At 68.6% G+C, this 23,272-nt stretch carries 14 protein-coding genes; 5 read left to right on the top strand and 9 right to left on the bottom strand.

Translation table 11 applies throughout. The annotated features are described in order from the left end of the window. Window position 1 precedes the first annotated feature (1 nt). Window positions 2–8,773, bottom strand: a complete 8,772-nt coding sequence (locus tag OG394_RS02095) for a SpvB/TcaC N-terminal domain-containing protein (protein WP_328993052.1) — start codon at window positions 8,771–8,773, stop codon at window positions 2–4. Window positions 8,774–9,068: 295 nt separating this feature from the next. Here OG394_RS02095 and OG394_RS02090 point away from each other — a divergent pair, with 295 nt between their 5' ends. The 3 genes from OG394_RS02090 to OG394_RS02080 all read left to right on the top strand — a co-directional run bounded on the left by OG394_RS02090 (window position 9,069) and on the right by OG394_RS02080 (window position 11,675). Continuing rightward, a complete protein-coding gene (locus OG394_RS02090) occupies window positions 9,069–9,734 on the top strand; it encodes a response regulator transcription factor (RefSeq protein WP_328993051.1) in 666 nt (221 codons plus the stop codon). A gap of 143 nt (window positions 9,735–9,877) precedes the next feature. After that, the gene (locus OG394_RS02085) at window positions 9,878–10,840 is read left to right on the top strand and encodes an ABC transporter ATP-binding protein (protein ID WP_328993050.1); all 963 of its coding nucleotides are present in this window, start codon (window positions 9,878–9,880) and stop codon (window positions 10,838–10,840) included. After that, window positions 10,830–11,675, top strand: a complete 846-nt coding sequence (locus OG394_RS02080; protein WP_328993049.1) for an ABC transporter permease — start codon at window positions 10,830–10,832, stop codon at window positions 11,673–11,675. Before OG394_RS02085 ends, OG394_RS02080 begins: the two co-directional genes overlap by 11 nt. On the opposite strand, the gene OG394_RS02075 is transcribed toward OG394_RS02080, so the two are convergent. The 3 genes from OG394_RS02075 to OG394_RS02065 are packed head-to-tail and all read right to left on the bottom strand — an operon-like array spanning window position 11,668 to window position 15,804. Then, entirely contained in the window at window positions 11,668–12,954 is a 1,287-nt protein-coding gene (locus OG394_RS02075) for a glycoside hydrolase family 125 protein (protein ID WP_328993048.1), read from the bottom strand. The two genes, OG394_RS02080 and OG394_RS02075, sit on opposite strands and share 8 nt — an antisense overlap. A 25-nt stretch (window positions 12,955–12,979) precedes the next feature. Then, window positions 12,980–14,170, bottom strand: a complete 1,191-nt coding sequence (locus OG394_RS02070; protein WP_328993047.1) for an ROK family transcriptional regulator — start codon at window positions 14,168–14,170, stop codon at window positions 12,980–12,982. Window positions 14,171–14,217: 47 nt separating this feature from the next. Beyond that, window positions 14,218–15,804: a hypothetical protein gene (locus OG394_RS02065; RefSeq protein WP_328993046.1), complete on the bottom strand. Its 1,587-nt coding sequence runs from the start codon at window positions 15,802–15,804 to the stop codon at window positions 14,218–14,220. Window positions 15,805–15,989: 185 nt separating this feature from the next. Here OG394_RS02065 and OG394_RS02060 point away from each other — a divergent pair, with 185 nt between their 5' ends. Beyond that, window positions 15,990–17,066 carry a Gfo/Idh/MocA family protein gene (locus OG394_RS02060; RefSeq protein WP_328993045.1) on the top strand — a complete coding sequence of 359 codons (1,077 nt, stop codon included), beginning with the start codon at window positions 15,990–15,992 and terminating at the stop codon, window positions 17,064–17,066. Here OG394_RS02060 and OG394_RS02055 read toward each other — a convergent pair. Beyond that, window positions 17,063–18,244 carry a cysteine desulfurase-like protein gene (locus OG394_RS02055; RefSeq protein WP_328993044.1) on the bottom strand — a complete coding sequence of 394 codons (1,182 nt, stop codon included), beginning with the start codon at window positions 18,242–18,244 and terminating at the stop codon, window positions 17,063–17,065. The two genes, OG394_RS02060 and OG394_RS02055, sit on opposite strands and share 4 nt — an antisense overlap. A 67-nt stretch (window positions 18,245–18,311) precedes the next feature. Between OG394_RS02055 and OG394_RS02050 the strand changes: the two genes are divergently transcribed. Beyond that, window positions 18,312–19,280 carry a DMT family transporter gene (locus OG394_RS02050; protein ID WP_442914267.1) on the top strand — a complete coding sequence of 323 codons (969 nt, stop codon included), beginning with the start codon at window positions 18,312–18,314 and terminating at the stop codon, window positions 19,278–19,280. Here the strand turns inward: OG394_RS02050 and OG394_RS02045 are convergent. Genes OG394_RS02045 through def form a run of 4 tightly spaced genes read right to left on the bottom strand, consistent with a single transcriptional unit; the run spans window position 19,277 to window position 23,269 of the window. Further along, on the bottom strand, window positions 19,277–20,299 hold the full coding sequence (locus tag OG394_RS02045) for a DMT family transporter (protein WP_328993042.1): 1,023 nt from the start codon (window positions 20,297–20,299) through the stop codon (window positions 19,277–19,279). The two genes, OG394_RS02050 and OG394_RS02045, sit on opposite strands and share 4 nt — an antisense overlap. 47 nt (window positions 20,300–20,346) lie before the next feature. After that, window positions 20,347–21,780, bottom strand: coding sequence for an RsmB/NOP family class I SAM-dependent RNA methyltransferase (locus OG394_RS02040; protein WP_328993040.1), 1,434 nt, complete (start codon window positions 21,778–21,780; stop codon window positions 20,347–20,349). Continuing rightward, window positions 21,777–22,709, bottom strand: a complete 933-nt coding sequence (fmt, locus tag OG394_RS02035; RefSeq protein WP_328993039.1) for a methionyl-tRNA formyltransferase — start codon at window positions 22,707–22,709, stop codon at window positions 21,777–21,779. Before fmt ends, OG394_RS02040 begins: the two co-directional genes overlap by 4 nt. Then, window positions 22,706–23,269 (bottom strand): peptide deformylase, encoded by a 564-nt coding sequence (gene def, locus OG394_RS02030; RefSeq protein WP_328993038.1) that lies wholly within the window; start codon window positions 23,267–23,269, stop codon window positions 22,706–22,708. Before def ends, fmt begins: the two co-directional genes overlap by 4 nt. Window positions 23,270–23,272: the final 3 nt, after the last annotated feature.

Here is a 23,272-nt window from a genome sequence, read left to right as displayed (position 1 = left end):
TTTACGGGTCTCTCCAGGGGATGCGGGTCGGTGCGGTCACGCCGCGGGACTCGAGATCTCTGATCGCGCGATCGACGATCGTGCGGGCGAGGGTCGGGTCCATCCCGGCGCTTGCCATCGCCTTCGTCTCGACCTGCCGGATAGTCTCCCATGTCGGCGCCACACCGGGGTTGGCCCTGCGCCAGGCCGAGTAGTGGGTGTTCTGGAAGGCCGAGATGCTGCCGCGGCCCATGTGCGGGACACCCAGTTGCCGCAGCACCTTGTCGGGCACCGCGAGCGCGGCACCGGCGTCGTAGTTGGCTGCATTGCGCATCCCGGCCTGGGCGACCGGGTGGTGGCCGCGGACGGTCGAGTACGCACCCGCCCGCGCATGCACGGACAGGCCACCGGCGACCTTGCCTGCGACTGCGCCGAGTGGCCCGGTGACCGCACCGGCCACCGCACCCTCGAGTGCCTTCCCGCCGACGTCGTCGCCCGTGACGAGGGCCTCGGTCGCGCCGCCGGCCGCGCCGCTGATCGCACCGGACGCCGAGCCGCCGACTACGGTCGCGGTGGATCTGGCCAGCACGCTGCCGCCGATTGCCGCGCCACCCGCACTGGCGCCGAGAGTCGCTGCACCGACGCCACCGGCAACCGCGCCACCCAGTGCGGCTCCACCCAGCCGGAGTGGGCTGAAGTCCTCGCCGGACTTGTACTGGCGGTAGCCCTCGATGCCCGCGCCGACCAGGGCACCGATGCCCGCACCGATGGCGATGTGCACCCAGTTTCCGTCCGGATCGGTCAGCCGGATCGGGTTGTTGTTGGCATAGGTGTAGGCCGCGAGGTTGGCCGACGCGTACACCCCGCTGTTCGGCGATCCGTCGAGGTAGCTCTCGAGCGCCTCGTCCGGGCTCTGCCACACGTTCGTCCGCGGGTCGTAGTAGCGGGCACCGTAGTAGTAGAGGCCGGTCTCGGGATCGATCTCCTTGCCGGTGAACTGGTGCGGCACCGGCTGGTTGGGGTGCTCCTCGACCCAGGTCTCGCCGCCAGGGAAGTAGTTCAGGTGCTCCGACATCCCGCCCGAGACGTCCGTGACGAACCCGGTGGAGGCGAGGTGGTCGCCGTGTGAGTAGAACTGCCGGTCCTCGTAGCGCTGGTCGGGTTCGACGAACTTGGTGACGATCTTGGTGTCGCCGATGAAGACGTGTTTGTACGCCTTGTTCCCGACCGTCGAGTAGTTGTGGTTCGGGTAGACGTGGGTCTGGCTGGAGTCCTTGATCACCCGGTTGCCGCGGTCGTCATAGGCGAACCGGACGTCCGGGGCGCCGCCCGGGTTGTCGCAGGAGGTCGGGTCCTGCGGCAGCACCTTGTTCTGCACGTTCTCGTGCGTGCAGGCAAGCCGGTTGTCCTCGTCCCAGATCAACTGCCGCCGCGGTCGTGGTTGCTGGTCGCGGCTGATCTGGTTGCCGTTGGCGTCGTACTGCAACGAGTGCGGCCCGAGTCCGGACGCCGCGTGCGGCCGTCCGCTCGCATAGGTGTAGCCGTAGTCGTACGTCGTCTTGTGCTGGGTGACCGAGTTGCCGTTCGTGATCAACTCGTGGAACTGGTCCTTGCCGATCAGGTTGTGGATCGAGTCGTAGGACAGATCGAGGGTGTACTTGTCGGTCTTGGGTCCGCGGGACGTGTAGCTTCCCGCCGCGTGGGTGAGCTGGTACAGGTCGTCGTACTGGAACGTCTGCTGGCTCGGCCCGCCCACCTGCCTGCCGACCTCGGGGCCGTCGGGTGGCGCCGTGTCGTTCACGAGCGAGGTGATGTTGCCGACGTTGTCGTAGTCGTAGTCGTAGTTCTGGAAGACGTAGCCCTGGGCAAGCTTCGACTGCAGGTTGGCGAGCCGGCGATCGGCGGCGTTGTAGCTGTACGTCGTGCGGGTGCCGTTGCCGACATCCAGCAGGACCCGCTGATCGAACTTGTCGTAGTCCAGCCGCTTCAGGTAGTGGTAGCTGCTGTCGGCCTTCACGCCGGTGGCCGCGTCGACCAGGCCGCCGCTGTTGTACCGGTACGACAGCACCTCGCCGTCGGGGAACGTCAGCTTGAGAACCCGGTTCCAGGTGTCGTAGGTGTATCGCGTGGTGAACACCTGCGTGTGGCTGCCTTGTCCCGGAACGGTCCGGGTTTCGGTGACGACCTCGCCCAGCGGCCCGTAGGCACGGGTCACCGTCCCGGCCGCGTCACTGATCGCGGTAACCCGGCTGGCACCGTTGCTCGGGGCACCGGGTGGGCCGTAGGTGTAGGTGATGTTGTTGTCGGTGAACAGCGGGTACCGGACGGCGGCCAGCCGGTTGAAGTCGTAGTCGTACTCGACCGCCTTGCCGACTGCGGCAAGCTTGGCGGTGACCCGCCGGGTGGTGTTGCCCGCCAGGTCGTACGACGTCACGGTGCGGCCGGAGTCAGGACTGTCCACCACGGTACGGCGGCCGAAGTTGTCGTACGCCGAAGTGGTGACGTTGTTCTTGTCGTCCTGCACCCGGGTGAGCTGACCGAGCGGGTCGTAGCCGTAACTGGTCCAGATCGTGGGCTGGTTGCCGGCCGGGTTCGACTTCTTGACCGCTGTCGTCTGCTTGCGGGTGTCGGCGAACGTGCGCGTGATGTTGCCCTCGGCATCGGTCGCCACGACCTCGAACTGCTGGACGCCCGCGCGATCGGCACCGAACCCGTACGCCGTCGTGCTGGCCGTGCCGTCCGGCAGTGTCTCCCGGGTGGAGCGATCGAGCACGTCATAGGTCTTCTTGGTCGGCTGCTCGGTATCGAAGGCCGGGTTGAACGTGGTGTTCGCCGCGCCCTTCGGCTCGGTGACCTGGAAGAACTGTTGCGCGGTCCGCCCGAACGCGTCGAAGATCGTCCGGCCGGAGACCGTCATCACGTCGGCCGGCTGCGAGTCCGGCCCGGTGTGCACGGCGGCGTCCTTCTTGGTCTGCAGGACTCGCTTCAGCCCGTCCGTGAAGGTGACCGTGTCGATGGTGTCCGGTTTGACGCTGCCGTCGGCCTGCCGGTCCACGTGCCGGGTGACGGCGTACGGCACCGGCGCCTCGGGGTGGTACTCGAAATCGATGCTCAGCCGGCCCTCGCCGATCTCGTGCGGACCGGCGACGGAGTCGACTCGGCCCACCTTGTCGTAGAGCTGCCGCAGCTGCTGGTTGTTGACGTCGGTGGTGGTCTCCACCAGCCCGTACTTCAGGTTGTGCGTCATCGTCGACCGGTAGCCGAAGCTGTCGGTGATCGAGTTGACGTGCGTGCCGGCGGTCGTCTCGTAGGTGTAGTCGAGCCGGTAGCGCTGCCCGCGCAGGTTGCCCGGGCTCGTCACGGACGCGATGTTGCCGTTGGCGAAGTACGTCAGATCGGTGACCGCCGCCGAACCGTCCGCGAGCAAGGCCCGGTGCTGGGTCAGCTCTCCGGTCCCGCAGTCGATCGTCGACTCGCGCTTGCGCATCAGCGTGCCTGCCCCACCGCGCACCTCGAGCGAGGTCGGGGTGCCGACGATGTGCTGGTCGAGGCAACGCGAGTAATCGGTCCGGGTGTCGACGTCGTCGGCCGTTCCGGCCTCCCCGTGGTCGATCTGCCGGGCCAGATTGCCGAACTCGTCGTACGACATCTCCATGTACGTCGACTTGCCGGGCTGAGCCTGTCCCTCGAACCAGCGCTGGTCGGTGCGAACAAGCTGCGCGAAGACGGTCGCGGTCGTGCTGTTGCCATTGGCAACCGCTCCGGTCGCCACGTCGCGCAACTGGTAGCCATGTTCGGTCTCGGTGAACGGGCGGCCCTGCCCGTCCGATACGCGTTCGCGCTCGAGCAGGCCGCGGGTGTAGTAGCTGTCGGTGCGGTAGTCGCGGGTCACGGCGCTGAAGGTCGCGTTGCCGGCACCGGTGTCGTGGTGCCGCTCGACGACCGTGCGGTAACCGAAGAACTCCCGCTCCAGCCGGCTGTAGTTCCCGCCCGAGTAGCTGTACGTCGACAGCTGGACGTCGGGTCCGTCGCCGGGGTGGCCGTCGGTCACGGCGACCTTCGACAGCACCCAGCGCGAGTGCGGCTGGCCGTAGGTGTTGCCGTCCCGGGTGTAGTCGAGGTCGATCCGCGAACCCAGCGGCCGGGACACGGACTTGAGCAGGTTGGTCCGGCCGGTGCGGTTCTGCGCCACCGTGAGCTGGCCGTCGTTGCTCGAGGCAAGGTGGTCGGCGTACCCGTCACCGTTGAGGTCCCGCAGCGCCCGCTCGGCGCGGCTGGCGCCGGTGAACACGTCGGCGCCCGGGTTGATGATGATGCAGCCGACCAGGAAGCAGATCGGGATGGTGAAGTAGACACCACCGCCGAGCTTGGCGTTCGCGTCGGCGTTGATCCCGGACAGGCTGCCGAGGAACGGCTGCGCCGCCGCGAACCCGTTGCCGGTGTTCAGCGCGACCCGGATCGGGTTGCCGTCGAAGACCCGGTCCGCCAGGCCGTCGCCGTTCACGTCCTGCAGGGTGCCGTCGGTGTTACTGTCCCCCTGGTTGAACGACGCGCCGCCGGCCAGGCCGTAGAAGTCGGTGTTGAAGCCGATGTTGATCCCGGCGTTGGAGCTCTCGCCGTCGTTCAGCGCCCCGCCCGGCCACGGCTCGGCCGCGGCGAATCGGTAACCGAGGTTGAGCGCCGCCCGGCCGTTCTCGTAGACCCGATCGGGCAGCTCGTCACCGTTGATGTCGAGCAGGTCGAACCGGCTGTCGCTGGTGCCGGTACCGAGGCTGCCACCGATGCCGAGAGGCGGCATGTCGTTGCCGGTCTGGGAGGTGTTCGCGGTGCCATCGCCGGGCGGTGCCGCGTTTCCCCGTCCGGTGGAGAGGGTACGGGCCGCGCTGCCTGCGCTGGCGTTGCCGGTGACGTTGTGGCTGCGCCGCACACTGCCGTCCGGCAGGTTGCCACGGGTACCGCCGAGGGTCCCGATCGGATCGCTGTACTGGATACCGCCGGAACCGACCACGTCCGGGAACTTGTCACCGTTCAGGTCGAGGTAGTCCAGCTCGCCCGTGCTGTCACCGGTCGCGATACTGCCGCCGACACTGCCGATCGGGCCACCAACGCCACCGGTCAGCGAGACCTGCTGCGACCTCGCCACGCGCGGCGGTGCCACGACGCCGGTCAGGTCGGCCGCCGTCGGCAGGTCGATCGACTGACCGCCGAGCCGCGAGCTCGACACCGAGTCCTTGGCGATCCAGGACGTCTGGCCGGATGCCCACCGGTTGTCCGCCGGAGACGGCGCGAACACCATCACCTTGGGCGGGGTGATCCGCGGGTCCGCGGTGAATGCGGCCTGGTCGCGCTGCGGGTCCACGTCGGCCGGCAGTTGGTCGCGGAAGTTCTCGTCGACCACGAGGTCGGTCTGCCGGATCGGCTGGGTGGCGCGATCCCGGTTGGCGTTGTAGCCGATCACCGCCCAGCCGCGGTACGGCTGCGCGAACGCGCCCTCCTCGACCGACCGGTGGAACGCGCTCGGCGCCGCCGTACCGTCGACCGTGACCGACTGGCTGCTGAGGAACGACCTCAGCTTGCGGTCTCTGGTGCTGAAGTCGAAGAACAGCTCGTCGCCGGCGGTCGCCGGTACGTCGAGTCGCAGCGTTGCCGGGTCGGGCAGCTGCCCGTCGGTGATCTCGATAACCTTCTTCGCCTTGAGTCCGGTCCGGCTCTTCACCGTGAAGACGACCGTGCTGTCGTACGCGGCGCCGCCGAAGTCGAACGTCAGCTGCGGCTGCACCGACAGGGTGCCGTCGCTGCTCACCGGGTACGACGCCTGCGCGGCGGTGAGGTCGTTGCCCGGGTACATGTCGGCGTCGTACGGCGGGTCGATCTTCACCAGCGGCCGGCCGTTCTCGTCGAACAGCCGGTCGATGCCCTCGGCAACCGTGTAGTGCGCGGTCGGCGTCCAGGAGACCTTGTCCAGGTCGATCGACGAGTCGGTCTTGATTCGCCAGGACAGCTTCTGCCCACGCGTCACCGCGACGTCCTGGTCGATCGTCACCGTGCTGGTGTCGGCGCCGGAGATCGTCTGCTGGAACACGGGCGTGCCGTTGCTGGTGACCAGTACCGTCACGTCGTCGGTCGTCGGACCGGACTTGGTGAACGTCCCGCCCAGGTGCAGCGTGCCGTTGACCGGCGCCGTCACCTCCGACTTACGGCCGCCGAGGGTGAAGTCGCGGGAGGCCTGGTAGCGGTGCGGCGTCAGGCCGTTCACATCGGTCGTGGCGGGCGCGCCGACGTAGCTGACCACCGGGTCCCAGGAGACCCGGTCGGCGCTGCCGTCGTCGCGGGAGCCGACCCGGAAGTACAGCCGCTGACCTCGCGTCACCGCGATCGTGTCGACGCCCGTCGGGGTGTGCGCCGCGAAGTCGTTCGCGGCGATCGTCTGCGACCACAGCTCGGTGTTCTCGTGCTGGACGGCAATCCGGACGCCGTCCGGGTGCGCGAAGCGTGCGCCCGGTTCCGCCGGGAGCAGCTTGGTTGCACCGGTCACGGCAACGGTTCCGTCGAACGGCGCGACCCAGCGGCGGACGCTGTCGACCAGCGGGAACGAGTCGTTGCGGCGGTCCCGCTCGGCGGCGAAGTCACCGAGCAGGCCGTTCGGATCGACCGAGGCGGACCCGATCGGCGCCGGGGTGTCGGCGGCCAGGCCGTAGACGGGCACGCCGTCCGGGCCGACCCGGCCGAACAGCACACGGCCACCGTTCACCAGGTCGGTGATGCCGTCGCCGTTGACGTCGGTGAAGTACCGGTCGGTGGTGCTGGTGGTGCTGACGTAGTCGAGCTGCGCGGCGACACCGCCGAGGTAGCCCTCGACGCCGAGCGTCAGGGTGTCGGCTTGCCCGGACATGATGCCGGGAAGGTTGCCCAACGGCTTGGCCTGCGCGGCGAATCGCGGTTCGCCACCAGGCTTGGACAGGTTCTTGCGGTAGCTGATGCCGCCGCTCTTGTAGACCTTGTCCGGCAGGTCGTCGCCGTCCACGTCGGTGAGTGCGAGCAGTCCGTCGTCCTCGCCGCGACTGAAGCCGGCCTTGACGCCGACCGAGTTCGTCTTGGTCGGCCCGGTGCCGAACCCGACGTACAGGTGGCCGCCACCGCCGGAGCTCTCGCTGCCGTTGATCGCTCCGGCCTCGCCGGCACCGCTGCGGATCGCGTTGACCGTGCCGTTGCGGACGTTGTCGTCCGGCGAGGTCCAGTCGATCTGACCGAACGCCTGGTAGCGGCCCTCGGCGTCGCGGATGTCGTCGAAGTACTCGAACTCGTGGGTGTTGAACAGCCGGCCGTCCTCGTCGAACTGCGAGACCGACTTCAGTAGCGTCTTCTCGAACGCCCCGGTCTGGTAGTCGAGCTCGTACCGCCGGATCAACGCGCCGGACAGCTGTACGTCGACCCGCCGCAGCAGGTCCGCGGTGACCCGCTTGAAGCCGCCGCGGGCGTTGATGCCGACGTCCTTGCGGCGCGGCTCGCCCAGCTCGCGGTCCCGGACGAAGGTGACGCTGTACGGGCCTTCGGTGTCGCCGCTACCGGTGTAGGTGATGCGTTGCAGGTACAGGTCGCGGCCGGGCACGGTTCCGCCGGCGGCGACGCCTGGGTCGTCCACCCGGGCATGGTGATAGCGCATCGTGTTGCCGTGCCGGTCGCGCACCTCGCGCAGCGCCCACAAGAAGCCGTTCCCGCTGTCGTCGGCGAGGGTCGACCCGGCGGTTCCGCCGTACAGCCAGCGGACGCCGGACTTATCGGTGACCTCCCAGCTGTAGCCGTCCGGCGAGCTGCCGTGCCGCACGATCCGCGCGAAGCCGCCCTCGGTCCGAGTGTGGAACACCTTCTCCGCGGTCCGCGCTCCGGGCGCCGTACGGTGTGAGACCGGAGTCAGCTGCTCGCCGGCCATCACGTAGGTCTCGGTCTCCAGGCCGTCGCTGTAGCGCGGCACGCCCCAGCGGGTCTCGACGGTGATCGCCTGCAACGGCAGGTCCCAGCCCGCGCCCAGCCAGCCGTTGGCCGCCGAGGACGAGTAGGACACGCCGAGCTTGGGCGTCAGTCCGGACCGCCCCGGCGGCACCTCGAGCGGGTAGGTCATCCGCGCCTCGCCAGAGTTGGCCGGGGCCGGCGGCGCGATCAGGTTCACTCCGGAGCTCGGATCGGCGGCCTGGATGTCCTTGATCTGGGTGGGATCGAACGACGCGCCGTCTGGGTGGTCCGGCACCACCACGGTCGCGTTGATCATGTCGGTGAAGTGATCGGTGAGGGACACCACCACGTTGTTGACCGTGTCGACCCGCACCCGCTCCAGCGGCCGCCAGCACCCGCGCTGGTCGTCGTAGTAGAACGTGTACAGGTCGTCGGTGGCGGTGCCGACCGCTGCCGCGTCGTAGGGCAGCGTCAGCTCGACCTTGCGGTCGAACTTGAACGGATGCGGCGTGAACTTGTACCCGCGCCGCGGACCCTTGGTCACGTTCTCCATGCCCGGCGCGAGCTCGTGCAACTCATTCTCGGCCAGCGCGGTCACCGAGACGGTCACCGGAGCGGCCACCGAGTCGGGCCCGATCAGCAGCTTCGAGTCCTCGTGCGCCACGGCGATATGGCCGGGCTGCTTGGGGTCGACGAACTTCGTGTACGGCGTTGCCTTCGGTGCGGCGGGTGGCCCCGCGGCCGCCGGGGCGGTGCACCCGAGCGCCGGCGGCAGCGTGGATATCCGCGCCGCCGGTGCGATGGACGGCCTCAGGACCGAGCCGAGTAGTGCGAGGACCACCATCGAGGCGAACGCTGCGCGCCTGCCACCCCTGAATCCTGCGAATCGCTTCCTCACCGAGACACCCCCACTGGCGCGCGGGCGCGCCAAAGCAGCCGGACTACCGATTAACGTCCCCATCCCCCAACAGCGGAACCTGCCGTCCGGGCCGCTGACCCCGGTGATTCCTTACCCCTCAACTTGCTGACTAGGAGCTAGCTTGCGGACACGATGGGCAGCCGTCAACGGTTTGCGGGATGAATTCTCAGGTCGGCACTCGATGCCGCCTGACGACTCTGTTGTGGGTTAGCGTGAGCGGGTGATTCGGGTATTGCTGGCGGACGACCAGGCGTTGGTGCGGGCTGGGTTCCGGGCGTTGCTGAACGCTGAGGACGACATCACCGTGGTGGGTGAGGTGGCCGATGGCACTGAGGCGGTGCGGGTCGCGCGCGAGGAGAAGCCTGACGTCGTGCTGATGGATATCCGGATGCCGGGTATGGATGGGCTCGAAGCGACTCGGTTGATCGGGGCCGACACTACGCTCAGCGACGTACATGTGGTCATCCTGACGACGTTCGACCTCGATGAGTATGTGTTCGAGGCGTTGCGGATCGGGGCCAGTGGCTTCCTGGTCAAGGACACCGAGCCGGTCGAGCTGTTGCAGGCCGTCCGGGTGGTCGCTCGTGGGGATGCGTTGTTGTCGCCTGGGGTGACGAAGCGGCTGGTGGCGGAGTTCGCGTCGAGGAGCCGGCAACCCCATGCCAGCAAGGAACTTGACGTACTGACCGAGCGCGAGCGGGAGATCGTGGCGCTGGTCGGCGAGGGGCTTTCGAACGACGAGATCGCGGCGAGGTTGGTGCTCAGTCCTGCGACGGCGAAGACGCACGTCAGTCGCGCGATGGTGAAGCTGGGCGTCCGTGATCGGGCTCAACTCGTCGTCGTGGCGTACCAGACCGGCCTCGTCCGCCCTGGCTGGCTCGGCTAAAACCACGCCGAACCACGCTAAAACCGAGGCGAACCCTGCCGAGCTGAGGCAGGTCGGAGGCGGCCGGGTACTCCCCGTGAGGTAGGGCCGGTCACTCCCCCGAGACGACGCGCCGACCCCCTCCCCAACGGGAGGCTCTCGGTATGACTACCACTGTTGCTCCGCTGGTCGAGGTCACCGGCCTGACCAAACGCTATGGCGACACCATCGCGGTTGATGGTGTCGATCTGACCGTCCGGCCCGGCGAGGTGTACGGATTCCTCGGGCCGAACGGTGCCGGCAAAACCACCACCCTCCGGATCCTCACCGGCCTGATCGCGCCGTCGGCAGGCCAGGTCCGCGTGCTCGGCGGCAGGCCCGGCCAGTCCGACGTACTGCGCCGGATCGGCAGCCTGATCGAGGCGCCCGCGTTCTACCCGTACCTGTCGGGCCTGGATAACCTTCGCCTGCTGGCCGAGTACGCCGCGGTGCCTCGGCGCAAGATCGACGAAGTGCTCGAGCTGGTGGATCTCACCGACCGCGCCCGCGACCGGTTCTCGACGTACTCGCTCGGGATGAAGCAGCGGCTCGGTGTCGCCGGGGCATTGCTCAAGGACCCCGAGCTGGTCATCCTCGACGAGCCGACGAACGGGCTGGACCCGGCCGGAATGCGCGACATGCGCCGACTCATCCGCGAGCTCGGCACCGGCGGCAGGACCGTACTGCTGTCGAGTCACCTGCTCGGCGAGGTCCAGCAGATTTGCGATCGCGTCGGCATCATCAGCCACGGCCGGATGGTCGCCGAACACGATGTCCAGGAGTTGCGCGAGCAGCAGGACCTCGTCATCGGCGCCGACCCGTTGGACAAGGCCGAGCGGGTCATCGCGGACCTGCTCGGTGCGGACGCGGTTCACCCGTACGACGGAAAGCTGCGGGTGGAGGTCGATCCGGGCCGTACGGCCGAGCTCAACCGGCGCCTGGTCGAGGCGGATATCGCCGTCTCCGAACTCCGTACCACCGAACGCGCGCTGGAGGACGTCTTCTTCCAACTGACCCAAGGCGAAACGACTCAGGGCGACACAACTCAAGGCGAAACGACGAATGAGGAGAAGTCCGATGTTGGGTAGCTACCGCGCGGAGCTACTGAAGCTCCGCAAACGCTCTGCCGTTTGGGTGTTGTTCGCCGCGGGTCTCGTACTCAGTCTGATCTTCGGCTACCTCCTGCCGTACATCAGCTACGCGACCGGCGACCAGAACCAGCAGACTGACGGCGTCCCGCGAGACCAAGTGCTGAAGGGCATCCTGCCGGAAGGCGTTCTCGACAACACCGTCGGCGGATTCCCGGTCTTCGCCGGCGCGCTCGCGCTGGTACTGGGCGCGATCGTCGTCGGCGGTGAGTACGCCTGGGGCACGCTGAAGACGATCCTCACCCAGCGTCCCGGCCGGATTCAGGTGCTCGGCGCACAGGTGGCCGCGCTGGTCACGATGCTGACCGTCTGGGTGCTCGGCATCTTCGCCGCCTGTGCCCTGTGCAGTATCGGCATCGCAGCCGCGGAGAACGGACCGATGAACTGGCCCGGGCCGCTGGCCATCGCCGAGGCGCTCGGCAGCGGGTTGCTCGTGCTCACCACCTGGTGTCTGTTCGGCGCACTGCTGGCCGTTGCCTTCCGCAACGTCGCGCTGCCAATCGGTCTGGGCGTCGTCTGGATCCTCGGCGTCGAGGCACTACTCGCAGGCGTCGTCGCCAGTCTCCTACCCAGCCTGGACGTTGTGGCGAACCTGATGCCCGGGGCGAACGCGGGCTCGCTCATCTTCGCAGCGACGGACATGGCCAGCCTGGACGCCCCACCCGGCGTACGCGACGCAGTAAGCGGGACGCGCGCACTGGTGACTCTGCTCGCCTACACGGCGTTCTTCACCATCGTGGCCGCCATCTCCACCAGGAAGCGCGACGTTACTTAAGGGCTCCTGAGATGGTCAGGCCCGCACAGTCGAGTGCAAGCTCGCAGAACATCGCATTGGCCCAGGAGAACCATTCCCGGGTAAAGACGGTCGGATCGTCGCTATGGAACGACTCATGCATCTGGCCCGTCCCGCCATCCGTAGTCCGCAACAACGTCAGTAGGCGCAGCTTCTCGTCCTGCGAGTCACTGCTCAGTCCCTGCACCGCTAGAGCGATAGGCCAGACATGTCGCTCAGGGGTGTGGGGACTGCCTATGCCCACAGCGGCCGTCCCCTCGTAGTAGTACGGGTTGTCCTCGCTCAGGAGCAGCGCACGCGTCGCGAGATAGACCGGGTCGGTACGAGAAGCGAAACCGGTCAGTGGGATCGACAGCAGGCTCGGCATGTTCGCGTCATCCATCAGCAAGGTACGGCCGAAGCCGTCCACCTCGTAGGCGTAGACCCGGCCGTGCCGCGGATGCTCCACCACGCCGTACGTCGCAATGCCGGCGTCAATCTCAGTCTTGAGGTCATCCGCCCGCGCAGCCAGCTCACGGTCGCCCAGCACCTCAGACGCCAACACGACCAGATAACCGAGCACCACCGAGGCGAACATGTTGCCCGGCACGTTGTACCCATGAGTGGTCGCGTCATCGCTCGGCCGGAACCCGCTCCACGACATCCCCGTCGGCCGCGTCAACGGCCCAACCCCGTCGCGGATCAACGTGTCCGTCGGTGCCTCGTCGTGCCGCTGGAACCGGTACGCCGACCGCTTCTCGTGGTCCTGCTCAACCGTCCACAGGTCCAGGATCGCCCGCGCGGCAACGGCGAACCGCTCGTCGATGACGTCCTTGCGCCCAGTGATACGCCAAAGCCGGTACGCCAGTTCGAGCGGATAGCACAACGAGTCGATCTCGTACTTTCGCTCCCACACCCACGGCGACATCTCGGTCTCGTCGGTGGTGTGGCCGGCGCCGTTGGCCTCACGGTTGAAGGCGTTCGCGTACGGATCGAGAGCGACGTACTCCAACTGACGATGCAGTACGCCGATGAGGACGTCCTGCAGGTCCGGGTCATCCCCGCAGAGCACGAGGTACGGACGCAGTTGTGCCGCCGAGTCGCGCAACCACATGGCAGGGATGTCGCCGGTGAGGACGAAGGTCGTGCCGTCATCGAGGCGTTCCGCGACGGCCGGCAGGTTGTCCCGCATCGAACGCTCGAACATCTCGGCCACCACGGCATCACCCGTCGCCCGGCGGACCTCGTCGACTGCCCGGGCCAGGACCTGACGATCGATCACTGCATCACCTCTCGAGAATTCGGCATCAGCCGAGCAACAGCACAGACGGATTGGGCGAGAACGTGTGATCCAGCACCAGGCTCGCCGCCCCAACGGCACCAACGTCCGCGCCGAGCGACGTACCGACGGCGGTGAAGGGATGTACGGCGCGCACGAGGAAGCGCCGTTCCAGCTCCTTGCGCAGCACCGGGCCGAACGAAGGCGCGAGTCGTTCCCAATGCGGACCGCCGAAGACGACCCGGTCCAGGTCGAGCAGGTTGGCGATATCCTCCACCACCTTGGCGATTCGCGTTGCCAGCAAGGCGAGTAGCTCCGATGCCTCCGGCAACGAACAGAGCCGGGCGAAGGCGGCGTCCACCTCGTGCCGATCGTCCAGGTCGATGCCGGCGGCAAGTATTCCGGCGTCGATCCCTTGCTGGACAAGGTATCGCGGCTGGCTCGACTCCCCCACGCAACCACGCCGGCCGCACGGGCACAACGGGCCGTCCGGGTCCACGATCACGTGACCGATCTCCCCCGCGTTGCTGGACGAACCGCGCACGACCTCATCGCCGATGACCAGCCCGGCGCCGACGCCCGTACCGAGGTAGAAGAAGACGAAACTGCCCTCGCCCTGCGGACCACCAGCCCACTTCTCAGCCGAAGCGGCCGCCGTCACGTCCTTGTCGAGCAGCACCGGCAACCCAGTCCGCGCGGCCAGTTCGTCGCGTAGCGGGACGTTGTGCCAGCCGGTCAGGTTCGGCGGATCGACGACTACTCCACGCCGTACGTCGATGGGCCCGGGCGCGGCGATCCCGACACCGACAACCCGGTCTGCGTCAACACCAGCGGACTGGATCAGATCGTCAATGGCCAAAGCGATTCCGTCGATCAAACGGGCCGGATCCGCAGCGCCAGCGGGCTCGGACCGATGACGCGCGACCACCTGACCGGTGAGATCCAGCAGTACGACGGTGACGACTGCCGGGTCGAGGTGGACGCCGACGGCGTACTGGCCGGTGGGTTCGAGCGCGAGCAGCGTGCGAGGTTTGCCGAGACCACCATCGGCCGGGCGACGGCCTGCCTCACGGATCAGTCCGGCCTCGAGCAGGCGGCGCGTGATGTTGGAAATGGTCTGGCCGGAAAGACCGGTCGCGGCCGCGAGTTCGACCCGGCTGAGCAGGTGCTCGGCCCGGCGAATCGCATCCAGGATGACGATCTCGTTGAAATCGCCCACCCGCAGCAGGTTCGTCCCACGGCGAGCCGCGGGCGCCTGACCTGCCATCAGCCTGCCGCCGGATCGGCGCCCCACGGCTCGGACCAGCCGTACTTGGTGGTGCCACCCGAAAGAGCCCAGTCGTTCGGCGTCGTGTTGTGCAGCCAGTCCAACGGCTTGACGCCGCCGGGGTCGCCGCCGTCGAGGGCGATCCGGATCGCGGCGCTCAGGTCCTGGTCGGTCTCGTCGGTCCGGGCCATGGGGTCGATCGAGACGAACAACGCCGTGCCGGAACGTGCGACCAGATCGAGGAAGCGCCGGTTCAGCGACCACGGCGTTTGCGGGGTGCACGGCACGCAGTCGGCGTCGACCGTGAAGAAGCGCCCGTGTTGCGGCAGCCGGAAGGCCAGGGTGTTGACGCCCATCCGGCGGGTGCGCTCCCAGTCCCGGCCGGAGGTGTCGTCGCCGGTGCGCTGGATGTCGACCAGCCCGGCGGCGAGGTGGTTCACGGTGTTGCAGCCGATCAGGACGAGCTCGCCGGCGGCGTCACGGATCACCCGGTAGAAATCGAGGATCACCTCGGCGGTGGTCCGGGTCGGATCGGCCAGCTGCCAGCCGTCATCGGTCAGGCGCGCGCCCATGGCAGGCCCGAACCGGCCGAAGACGTCGTACGTGCTGAAGTCGTGTTTGACGAGCTCGAAACCCCAGTCGCGGAAGCGCTGCAAATCCGCCCGGACGACATCGAGCACCTCAGGACGCGATGGATCCAAGGTGCGCTCAGGGCGGCCGGGGATCCCCCAAGGACCTGCTGTGCGGGCGAGCAGCGGGCGGAACCAAAGACCCGGCCGGGCGCCGATCTCCTTCACCGCGGCCGCCGTACCCGCCATGTCGTCGAACAGCCCGGGCGTACCGCTGTCCCAGGGGCCACCCGAGGCAGGACCGCCCGGGTTCCAGCCGTCGTCGACCACGCTGAACGGCTTGACCGGATGACCATCGGCCAGCTCGACGATGGTGGTCGCGTCCTTGAGCACGGCCTTCTCGTCGAAATCCACGCCGTACGCGTAGTACCAGTTGTTGGCCCCGACTGCCGGCGCGGGCTCAGGTCGCGCCGGCAGTCGGGAGCTCATGAGGGCGACCGCCGCTTCGAGCGTCGCCCATGGATCACCCGCATCGGTGAAGAAGCGGATCGTCGCGGCGGTCAGTGCTCGATCGCCGAGCTGGACGGGCCCGCCGCCATTGCGGACGTCGAGCCACAACGTCACGCCGTCGGCGTCGACCGTCCACGAACAGAAGGCCGCCGGCTGTACGTCGACACCCATGCCAGTGGTGCGGCCCGTGACCGGGTCATGCGACAGCCAGTACCAAGGCAGGAACCGGTCGGGCTGGAGGTGCCGCCATTGCAGATCGCCGTACGAGCGCTCCCAGGCATCCCCAAGGATCAGCGAACCGGGCGGGGTCGGCAAGGCCCAGCGCACGGCGATCCGGGAAACCCGGGTCGACGCGGCCACCTCGACATCCGCAGAGACATCCGCTGAGACATCCGCCGCGTCCTGCGATGGGCGCCAAGTGACCTGGATGCCCGGGCCAACCCAGCGGTCGCCGCCGGATGGGCGCAGCGTCTCGCCCTCGACGAAGATCGCGGTCGGACGGAACACCGAGACCTCCCGCCTAGACGTCACAAGGGACCGATGAACGGCGACACGCCGCGTCACAAGGGCCCGATGATTTACCCCAATGACTTTAGTTAGTTGTCCGAATAGGTGTCAAGGCCGTTGACCTTACCGATCTACTCGGGTAGACAAGCGGGGAATGCGTTTTCCCGCCTGCCTGGAGGACCAGTATGTACCGAGTCGCGATCGTTGGCACCGGCGGTATCGCCAACGCCCATGCCGAGGCGCTGCAAAAAGCCTCGGACCGAGCCAAGGTGGTCGCCGCGATCGACGTCGACCGCGATCGGGCCGAGGCGTTCGCCAAGCAGTGGTCGATCCCGACCGCCGCGACGGCGTTGGCCGACGTGGAGGGGTACGACCTGGTGCACATCTGTACGCCGCCGGGCAGCCACGTCGAACTGGCCGAACAGGCCCTCGCGGCCGGCGCCACCGTGGTGGTCGAGAAGCCGATCGCGACCTCGCTCGCGGCGGTCGACCGGCTGCTCGCGGTCGAGGCCGAGTCGCAGGGTTCGGTGGCGGTCGTCTCCCAGCACCGGTTCGGGTCGGGCGCGGAACGGCTCCGGCGCATCGTCGTCGAGGAGACTTTCGGGCGGCCGCTGATCGCGACCTGCCACACCGAGTGGTACCGCGATGCGGCGTACTTCGCCGTGCCGTGGCGCGGCTCGTTCGAGATCGAGGGTGGCGGGCCGACGATGGGCCACGGCATCCACCAGATGGACCTGCTGCTCGCGATGCTCGGCGACTGGCAAGAGGTCACCGCGCTCGCCGCCCGGACCTCGCGCGACACCGGCACCGAGGACGTCTCGATGGCGATGATCCGTTTCGCCTCGGGGGCTCTCTCGAGTGTGGTGAACTCGGTCGTCTCCCCGCGCGAGGTCTCGCATCTGCGGTTCGACTTCGAGCAGGCCACGGTCGAGTTGGACCATCTGTACGGCTATACGGATGACGACTTCACCGTCACGGCAGCACCCGGGTTCGAGGATCAGGTGGCCGCCGCCTGGGCGGAAGGCCCGCAGGGGCGGCCGAGCAGTCACCACGCACAGGTCGTCGCCGTACTCGATGCCCTGGACAACAAAACGGTGCCGCCGGTTTCGTTGCGTGAGGCAAGGAATACGCTGGAGTTGGTGGCCGCGATCTACCGATCCGCCTTTACCGCAAGGCCTGTCTTCCACGGCGACATCACCCCGGAAGACCCGTTCGCCCACCGCATGGACGGCCCCGGCGCCCCCTGGGCCACGCAGAACTAGCGCAGGCCGTCGATCAGACGCTCGACATCGGTGTGGTCACTGTACGGCGCGAGGCCCGCGCGGACCGCACCGGTGTCGCCTAGGCCGAGATGGCGCGAGGCCTCGAGGGCGTAGAACGAACCGGCGGGCGCGTTGACTCCGCGCTCCGCAAGGGCTTTCGCCACGTCGGCGGACTCGCGGCCCTCGATCGAGAAGAGCACGGTTGGCGTGCGGTCGGCGGCCCGGTTGTAGCGAGTGACGCCTAGACCGTCCAGACCGTTCTCGAGAAGAGTCAGCAGGCCGTGCTCGTAGGCCTCGAGCGTGGCCATGCTGTCGAGGATGCGGGCCCGTCGATCACCGACAACCGTGCCCAGGCCGGCGATGAAGTTGACGGCGGCGGTGGTCCCGGCGAGCAGCTCGTACGGCAAGGTGCCGAGCTCGAACCGCTCCGGCACGACGTCGGTTGCTGGGAGCAACTTGTCGGGTCGCAGCGACGCCAGCAGATCGGGGCTCGCGGCAACAACTCCGCAATGCGGCCCGAAGAACTTGTACGGCGAACACGCGAAGAAGTCCGCACCCATCGCCCGTACGTCGACCGAGGCGTGCGCGGTGAGGTGGACGCCGTCGACGTACAGCAGGGCGCCGGCCGCATGCACGCGAGCGGCGATCGCCGGGATGTCCGGGCGAGTGCCGACGAGGTTGGACGCGCCCGTGACGGCAACCAGTCGGGTCCGCTCCGAGAGGACGTCGGCCACGTCGTACAGCTCAGTGGTGGCCGGGTCGAACTCGAGCCAGCGCACGGTCGCGCCGACGGCCTCGGCGGCGTGGACCCAGGGCCGGATGTTCGCGTCGTGGTCCAGCCGGGTCACGACGATCTCGTCCCCCGGCCCCCAGTCCTTGGCGAGCGTCCGGGCGAAGTCGTACGTCAACTGGGTCATGCTCCGCCCGAAGACGATGCCGCCCGGATCCGCGCCGAGCAGATCGCCCATCGCCGCACGAGCCTGCACCACGATGTCGTCGGCGCGGCGCTCGGCCGGGGTGTTGCGGCCCCGGTTCGCGATGGCGCCGGTCATCGCGGCCGCGACCGCGTCGGCGACCACCTGGGGTGTCTGCGAACCACCAGGTCCGTCGAAGTGGGCGGCCCCTTCGGCCAGGGCTGGGAATTGGTCGCGAACGGCGGCGACATCGAAAACGGCCATACCGGCCATCCTGCCCCATGCCATCCCACGGGATCCGGGGTGCGGACTGTCGGTGCCGTACTGCAAGATGTCAGGAGTGAGCACACTGACGACTACTGACAAGCCGCCGCTTCGGGCCTGGCTGCCGACGATGTTGCTGCTGGCCGCGATTTGGGGTTGCAGCTTCCTGTTCATTTCCGTCGGTGTGCGTGAGCTGCACCCTGCCTACCTGGCCCTCGGCCGAGTCGCGGCCGGCGCCCTGGTCCTGCTCGCGCTGCTCGCGATCAAGCGCGACTCGCTGCCGCGCGACCCGATGATGTGGGTGCACCAGTTCGTGCTCGGCGCGGTCGGCTCGGCCATCCCGTGGACGCTGTTCGGGTACGGCGAGGAGCGCATCCCGTCCCTGCTGGCCGGTATCTGGAACGGCATCACCCCGCTGGTCGTGCTGCCGATCGCCGTGCTGGTCTTCCGGACGGAGAAGTTCACACTGCAGCGCGTGCTCGGTCTGGTCGTCGGCTTCGTCGGCATGCTGGTCGTGCTCGGCGCCTGGAACACCTCCGGCGGCGCCGACCTACTCGGCCAGATCCTCTGCATGGCGGCCGCGGTCTTCTACGGCATCGCCATCCCGTACCAGAAGCGGTACGTCGCCGGCAGCACCACGTCCGGCATCTCTCTGTCGGCGTCATTGCTGATCTGCGCGACCGTCCAACTCGCCGTGATCGCGCCGCTGCTGGCCGGGGAGGCACCACCCGCGCCGTGGGACCTGTCGGTCGAGGTGCTGCTGAGTGTGCTGGCTCTGGGCGCGCTGGGTAGTGGGCTCGCCTTCGTGCTCAGCCTGCGCAACATCCGCATCATCGGCGCGAGCATGTCGTCGATGGTGACCTACCTGATGCCGATCTTCGCGATCGTCGTCGGCGTCCTGGTCCTGGACGAGCGCCTCACCTGGTACCAGCCGGTCGGCGCACTGGTCGTCCTAGCCGGCGTCGCCGTCTCCCAAGGCATCTTCAACCGCCGCCCAACGCCCCTTACGAAAGCCCCCATCCCGCAAGAGGCCTAGCGCGAGGGGGAAGGGATGCGGGCGGCGAGGCGGAGGGCGGGGAGGGCGGCTAGGACTACGGCGGCGAGGGCTAGGAGGGTGCCGGCGACTACGGGCGCGGTGACCGGGTTGTCGCCGGCCGGCACGAATAGGTCGATGAAGAGGCTGGCGATCAACTGGCCCGCGATCGTGCCGAGGCCGAGTACGAAGACGCCGACGACGCGTACGACGGTTGCCGCGAGGCTGATGAAGGCGACACCGCACGCGCCTCCGACGTACAGCCAGGGCTCGGTCGGCAGGGGTCGCGGAGCGCCGCGCAAGAAGACGTCGATCGCGAAGACCAGCGCCAGGGCCGTCGTACCGACGGTGAAGTTGATCACCGCTGCGGTCACCGCGCCGTACGCGTCGGGCGAGGCGGTGCGGGCGACGCGGCCGTTGATGGCCTGCTGTACGGCCGTGCCGATGCCGGCGATCGCGGGCAGGATCGCGAGCGCGAGGCCGGCCGGGTGGCTCAGGCGATCGGAGACGGCGAGGATCACCGCGAGTACGGCGACGATCGCGCCGACCACGCGCAGGGTGGTGAACGGCTGCGGGCCGGCCGGACCGAAGCCGAGGCGATCCACGACCAGGCTGGTTGCCGCCTGACCGGCGACCACCGCGACGGTGAAGACGGCCACGCCGATGACGGAGACCGTGATCGACTGCGTGGCGACGAGGAACGCCCCGGCCAGCCCGCCGATGCACTGCCACCAGCGCAGGCCTCGCTCGGGATCACCGGCCGGCGGGTTGCGGATCGTGCGCCAGACGCTCGCCAGGCCGCCGCGAACACGTGGCACGACCGCACACGCGATCAGCAGCATCACCAGGCCGGTCCCGAACGAGATCAGCGCCGCCGCGATGCCGTCGTCGAGCCGCTGACCGAGATCGCCATTCACCCGGGACTGGATCGCCACCAGGATCCCGATTCCGAACGCCGCCCCCAGACCCCAATATTGCTTGGTCTGAGCGCTGCGCACGGGCCGGGTCTGCGTTAAAGTCACTACCCCATCATGACCGTTCGACCTGATGACCCCTGACTCAGGTCCACCTAACGAACGCGCCGGATCAACGCCAGGTACATCGCGTCGGTGTTGTGCCGGTGCGGCCAAAGCTGAATGTCCGGGCCGTCGCCCAGCTCCGGCACGTCCGGCAGATACTCGCGAGCATCGACCAAGTCAGCGTCCCCGCGCTTCGCCAGCACGGCGTCGACCACGCCCCGCGTCTCGTCCAGATGCGGCGAGCACGTCACGTACGCCACCAGCCCACCGACCCGGACCGACTGGATGGCCGAGTCGAGCAACCGCTCCTGCAGCGGCGTCAGCTCGGCCACGTCCTCCGGCGTACGACGCCAGCGGGCCTCGGGCCGACGCCGGAGCGCCCCCAACCCGCTGCACGGTACGTCGGCCAGCACCCGGTCGAACGAGCCCTCGGCCCACGTCGGCTCGGTCCCGTCCCCGACGAGAACCTGGTGCTCGCCCCGGACGGCGCGCAGGTTCGACCGGACGAGCTCCGCCCGATGCGGCAACGGCTCGACCGCGGTGAGTACGGCGTCGCGTTCGATGGCGAGTGACGCCAGCAACGCGGCCTTTCCACCCGGTCCAGCGCACAGGTCGAGCCAGTGGGAGTCCTCACCTTCGACCGGTGCTGCCGCCAGGGCCAACGCCACCAGCTGCGAGCCCTCGTCCTGAACGCCCGCACGACCGGTCGCGACGGCCCCGATCGCGCCCGGGTCTCCCCCGCCTTGCAGCACCGCGGCGTACGGCGACAAGCGGCCGCGCGTGGCGCCCGCCTCGATCAGCTCGTCCAGGTCGGCCAGGCCGGGCCGCGCCACCAACGTCACCCGGGCCGGGTCGTTGTCGGCGGCAAGGAGTTCGGCCACTTCCGCGAGCGAGTCGCCCGGCTCGATGCCGAGGGCGTCCGCGAACGCGTCGATCACCCAGCGCGGGTGCGCCCGGGCGATCTCGAGATGGCCGATCGCGTCATCGGCGATGGCCGGCGCGACCGAGTCGATCCACTGGTCGAACGTCCGCTGGCTGACCTTGCGCAGTACGGCGTTGACCAGGCCGCTGCGGCTCTGGCCGACCTCGGTGCGGGTCAGCGTGACCATCTCGTTGACCGCGGCGTACGAGTCGACGCGCATCCGGAGCAACTGGTGCGCGCCGAGGCGGAGCAGGTCGAGCAGCTCCGGGTCGAGATCCGCCAGCGAACGCGAGACGCAGCACGCCAGGATCGCGTCGTACGTGCCCTGCCAGCGCAGCGTGCCGTGCACGAGTTCGGTGCAGAAGGCGGCGTCGCGGCCGCTCAGCCGGTGATCGCGCAGTGCCTTGTTCAGCGCGAGGTTGGCGTATCCGTCCTCGGCGTTGACCTGACGAATGACCAGGTACGCGACGCGGCGGACCTTGTCGGGACGTCGTTGCGGCGCTTTGTTCCGCGCGTTCCGCTGGCCACCTGATCCCGCGCCGGTCGAGCCCGGGGTGCTCACACCGTGCCGAGTCGGTCGTCGGCGGAAACCCGGACGCCGCGCGCCCAGTCAGCTGCGGCCATCGGCTTCTTGCCCTGCGGCTGAACCGTCACCAGCTCGACCGGGTGGCTCCCGGTGCCGACCAGGACGGACGACTTCGAGGCGAGCAGCTCGCCCTGCACCAGCACCTCGGCGTCCGACGCGAGCTTGACCTGCAGCACCTTGAGGCGCTCACCGCGGAACGTGGTCCACGCGCCCGGCGACGGGTTGCAGCCACGGACCAGCCGGTCGACCCGTTGGGCCGGCGCGTCGAAGTCGATCTCGGCGTCCCCGACGGTCAGCTTCGGTGCGAGCGAAACCCCGTCGGAGGGCTGTTCGCGCGCCTCCAGAATGCCCTTCTCGAGGCCGTCGAGCGTGTCCACCAGCAGCTTCGCGCCGGATTCGGCCAGCCGCCCGAGCAGATCGCTCGCGGTGTCCGTCGGCATGATCGGCTCGGTGAGTACGCCGTACACCGGGCCGGCGTCGAGCGCCTTCACGATCTGGAACGTACTCGCGCCGGTGACGTCATCCCCGGCGATGATCGAGTGCTGCACGGGCGCGGCGCCACGCCAGGACGGCAGGACCGAGAAGTGCAGGTTGACCCAGCCATGGGTCGGGATGTCCAGCGCCTCCTGCGGCAGCAGTCCGCCATACGCGACGACCGGGCAACAGTCCGGCGCCAGCTCGGCTAGGCGGGCCTGGAACTCGGGCTCGCGCGGCGAAACCGGCTTGAGGATCTCGACCCCGAGCGTCTCGGCGTACTCCGCGACGGGTGAGGCGACGAGCTTGCGGCCGCGACCGGCCGGCGCGTCGGGGCGAGTCACGACGCCAACGAGCTCGTGGCCGGACTTGGCGATCGCCTGCAAGGCGGTGACGGCGACCTCGGGGGTGCCGGCGAAGACGAGTCTCACAGACCGAATCCGTTCGTGAGGTGGGGAGAAGCCGGATGGGGAGAGACCTTGAGCACGGGCGGACCGCCCAGTCCGGACCAGTCTGCCTCGCGGATCGCCTTCATCGCGGCCTTCCGGGTCGGCGTATCGAGTCGGTCCAGGAAAAGTACGCCGTCCAGGTGGTCGGTCTCGTGCTGGATACAGCGGGCCAGCAGGTCCGAGCCCTCGATCACCACGGGTTCGCCGTACATGTTGTAGCCCTTGGCAACGACCTGGAGTGAGCGGCGGCAGTCGAACGTGAGCCCGGGGATGGACAGGCAGCCCTCGGGGCCGAGCTGCTCCTCGTCGGACAGGGTCAGATCCGGGTTGACCAGGTGCCCGATCTCGCCGTCCACGTTGTACGTGAACACGCGCAGACCCACGCCCAGCTGAGGCGCGGCCAAGCCTGCGCCCGGGGCGGCGAGCATGGTCTCGGTCAAATCGTCGACCAGGCGGCGTAATTCCGCGTCGAAGTCCACGACCGGGTCGGCCTTGGTCAGCAGAACGGGGTCGCCGAACAGGCGAATGGGCACAACCGACACGCG

Source organism: Kribbella sp. NBC_01245 (genome assembly GCF_036226525.1).
Classification (GTDB): Bacteria; Actinomycetota; Actinomycetes; order Propionibacteriales; family Kribbellaceae; genus Kribbella.
The sequence above is the reverse complement of the archived record's forward strand: the minus strand, read 5'-3'. Positions and strand labels throughout refer to the sequence as shown.

Bases quoted from the DNA above. Each gene is read 5' to 3' on its own strand.
- OG394_RS02095 (WP_328993052.1), bottom strand. From the start codon at position 8,773: ATGGTGGTCCTCGCACTACTCGGCTCGGTCCTGAGGCCGTCCATCGCA.
- OG394_RS02085 (WP_328993050.1), top strand. From the start codon at position 9,878: ATGACTACCACTGTTGCTCCGCTGGTCGAGGTCACCGGCCTGACCAAA.
- OG394_RS02080 (WP_328993049.1), top strand. From the start codon at position 10,830: ATGTTGGGTAGCTACCGCGCGGAGCTACTGAAGCTCCGCAAACGCTCT.
- OG394_RS02060 (WP_328993045.1), top strand. From the start codon at position 15,990: ATGTACCGAGTCGCGATCGTTGGCACCGGCGGTATCGCCAACGCCCAT.
- OG394_RS02055 (WP_328993044.1), bottom strand. From the start codon at position 18,244: ATGGCCGTTTTCGATGTCGCCGCCGTTCGCGACCAATTCCCAGCCCTG.
- OG394_RS02050 (WP_442914267.1), top strand. From the start codon at position 18,312: ATGTCAGGAGTGAGCACACTGACGACTACTGACAAGCCGCCGCTTCGG.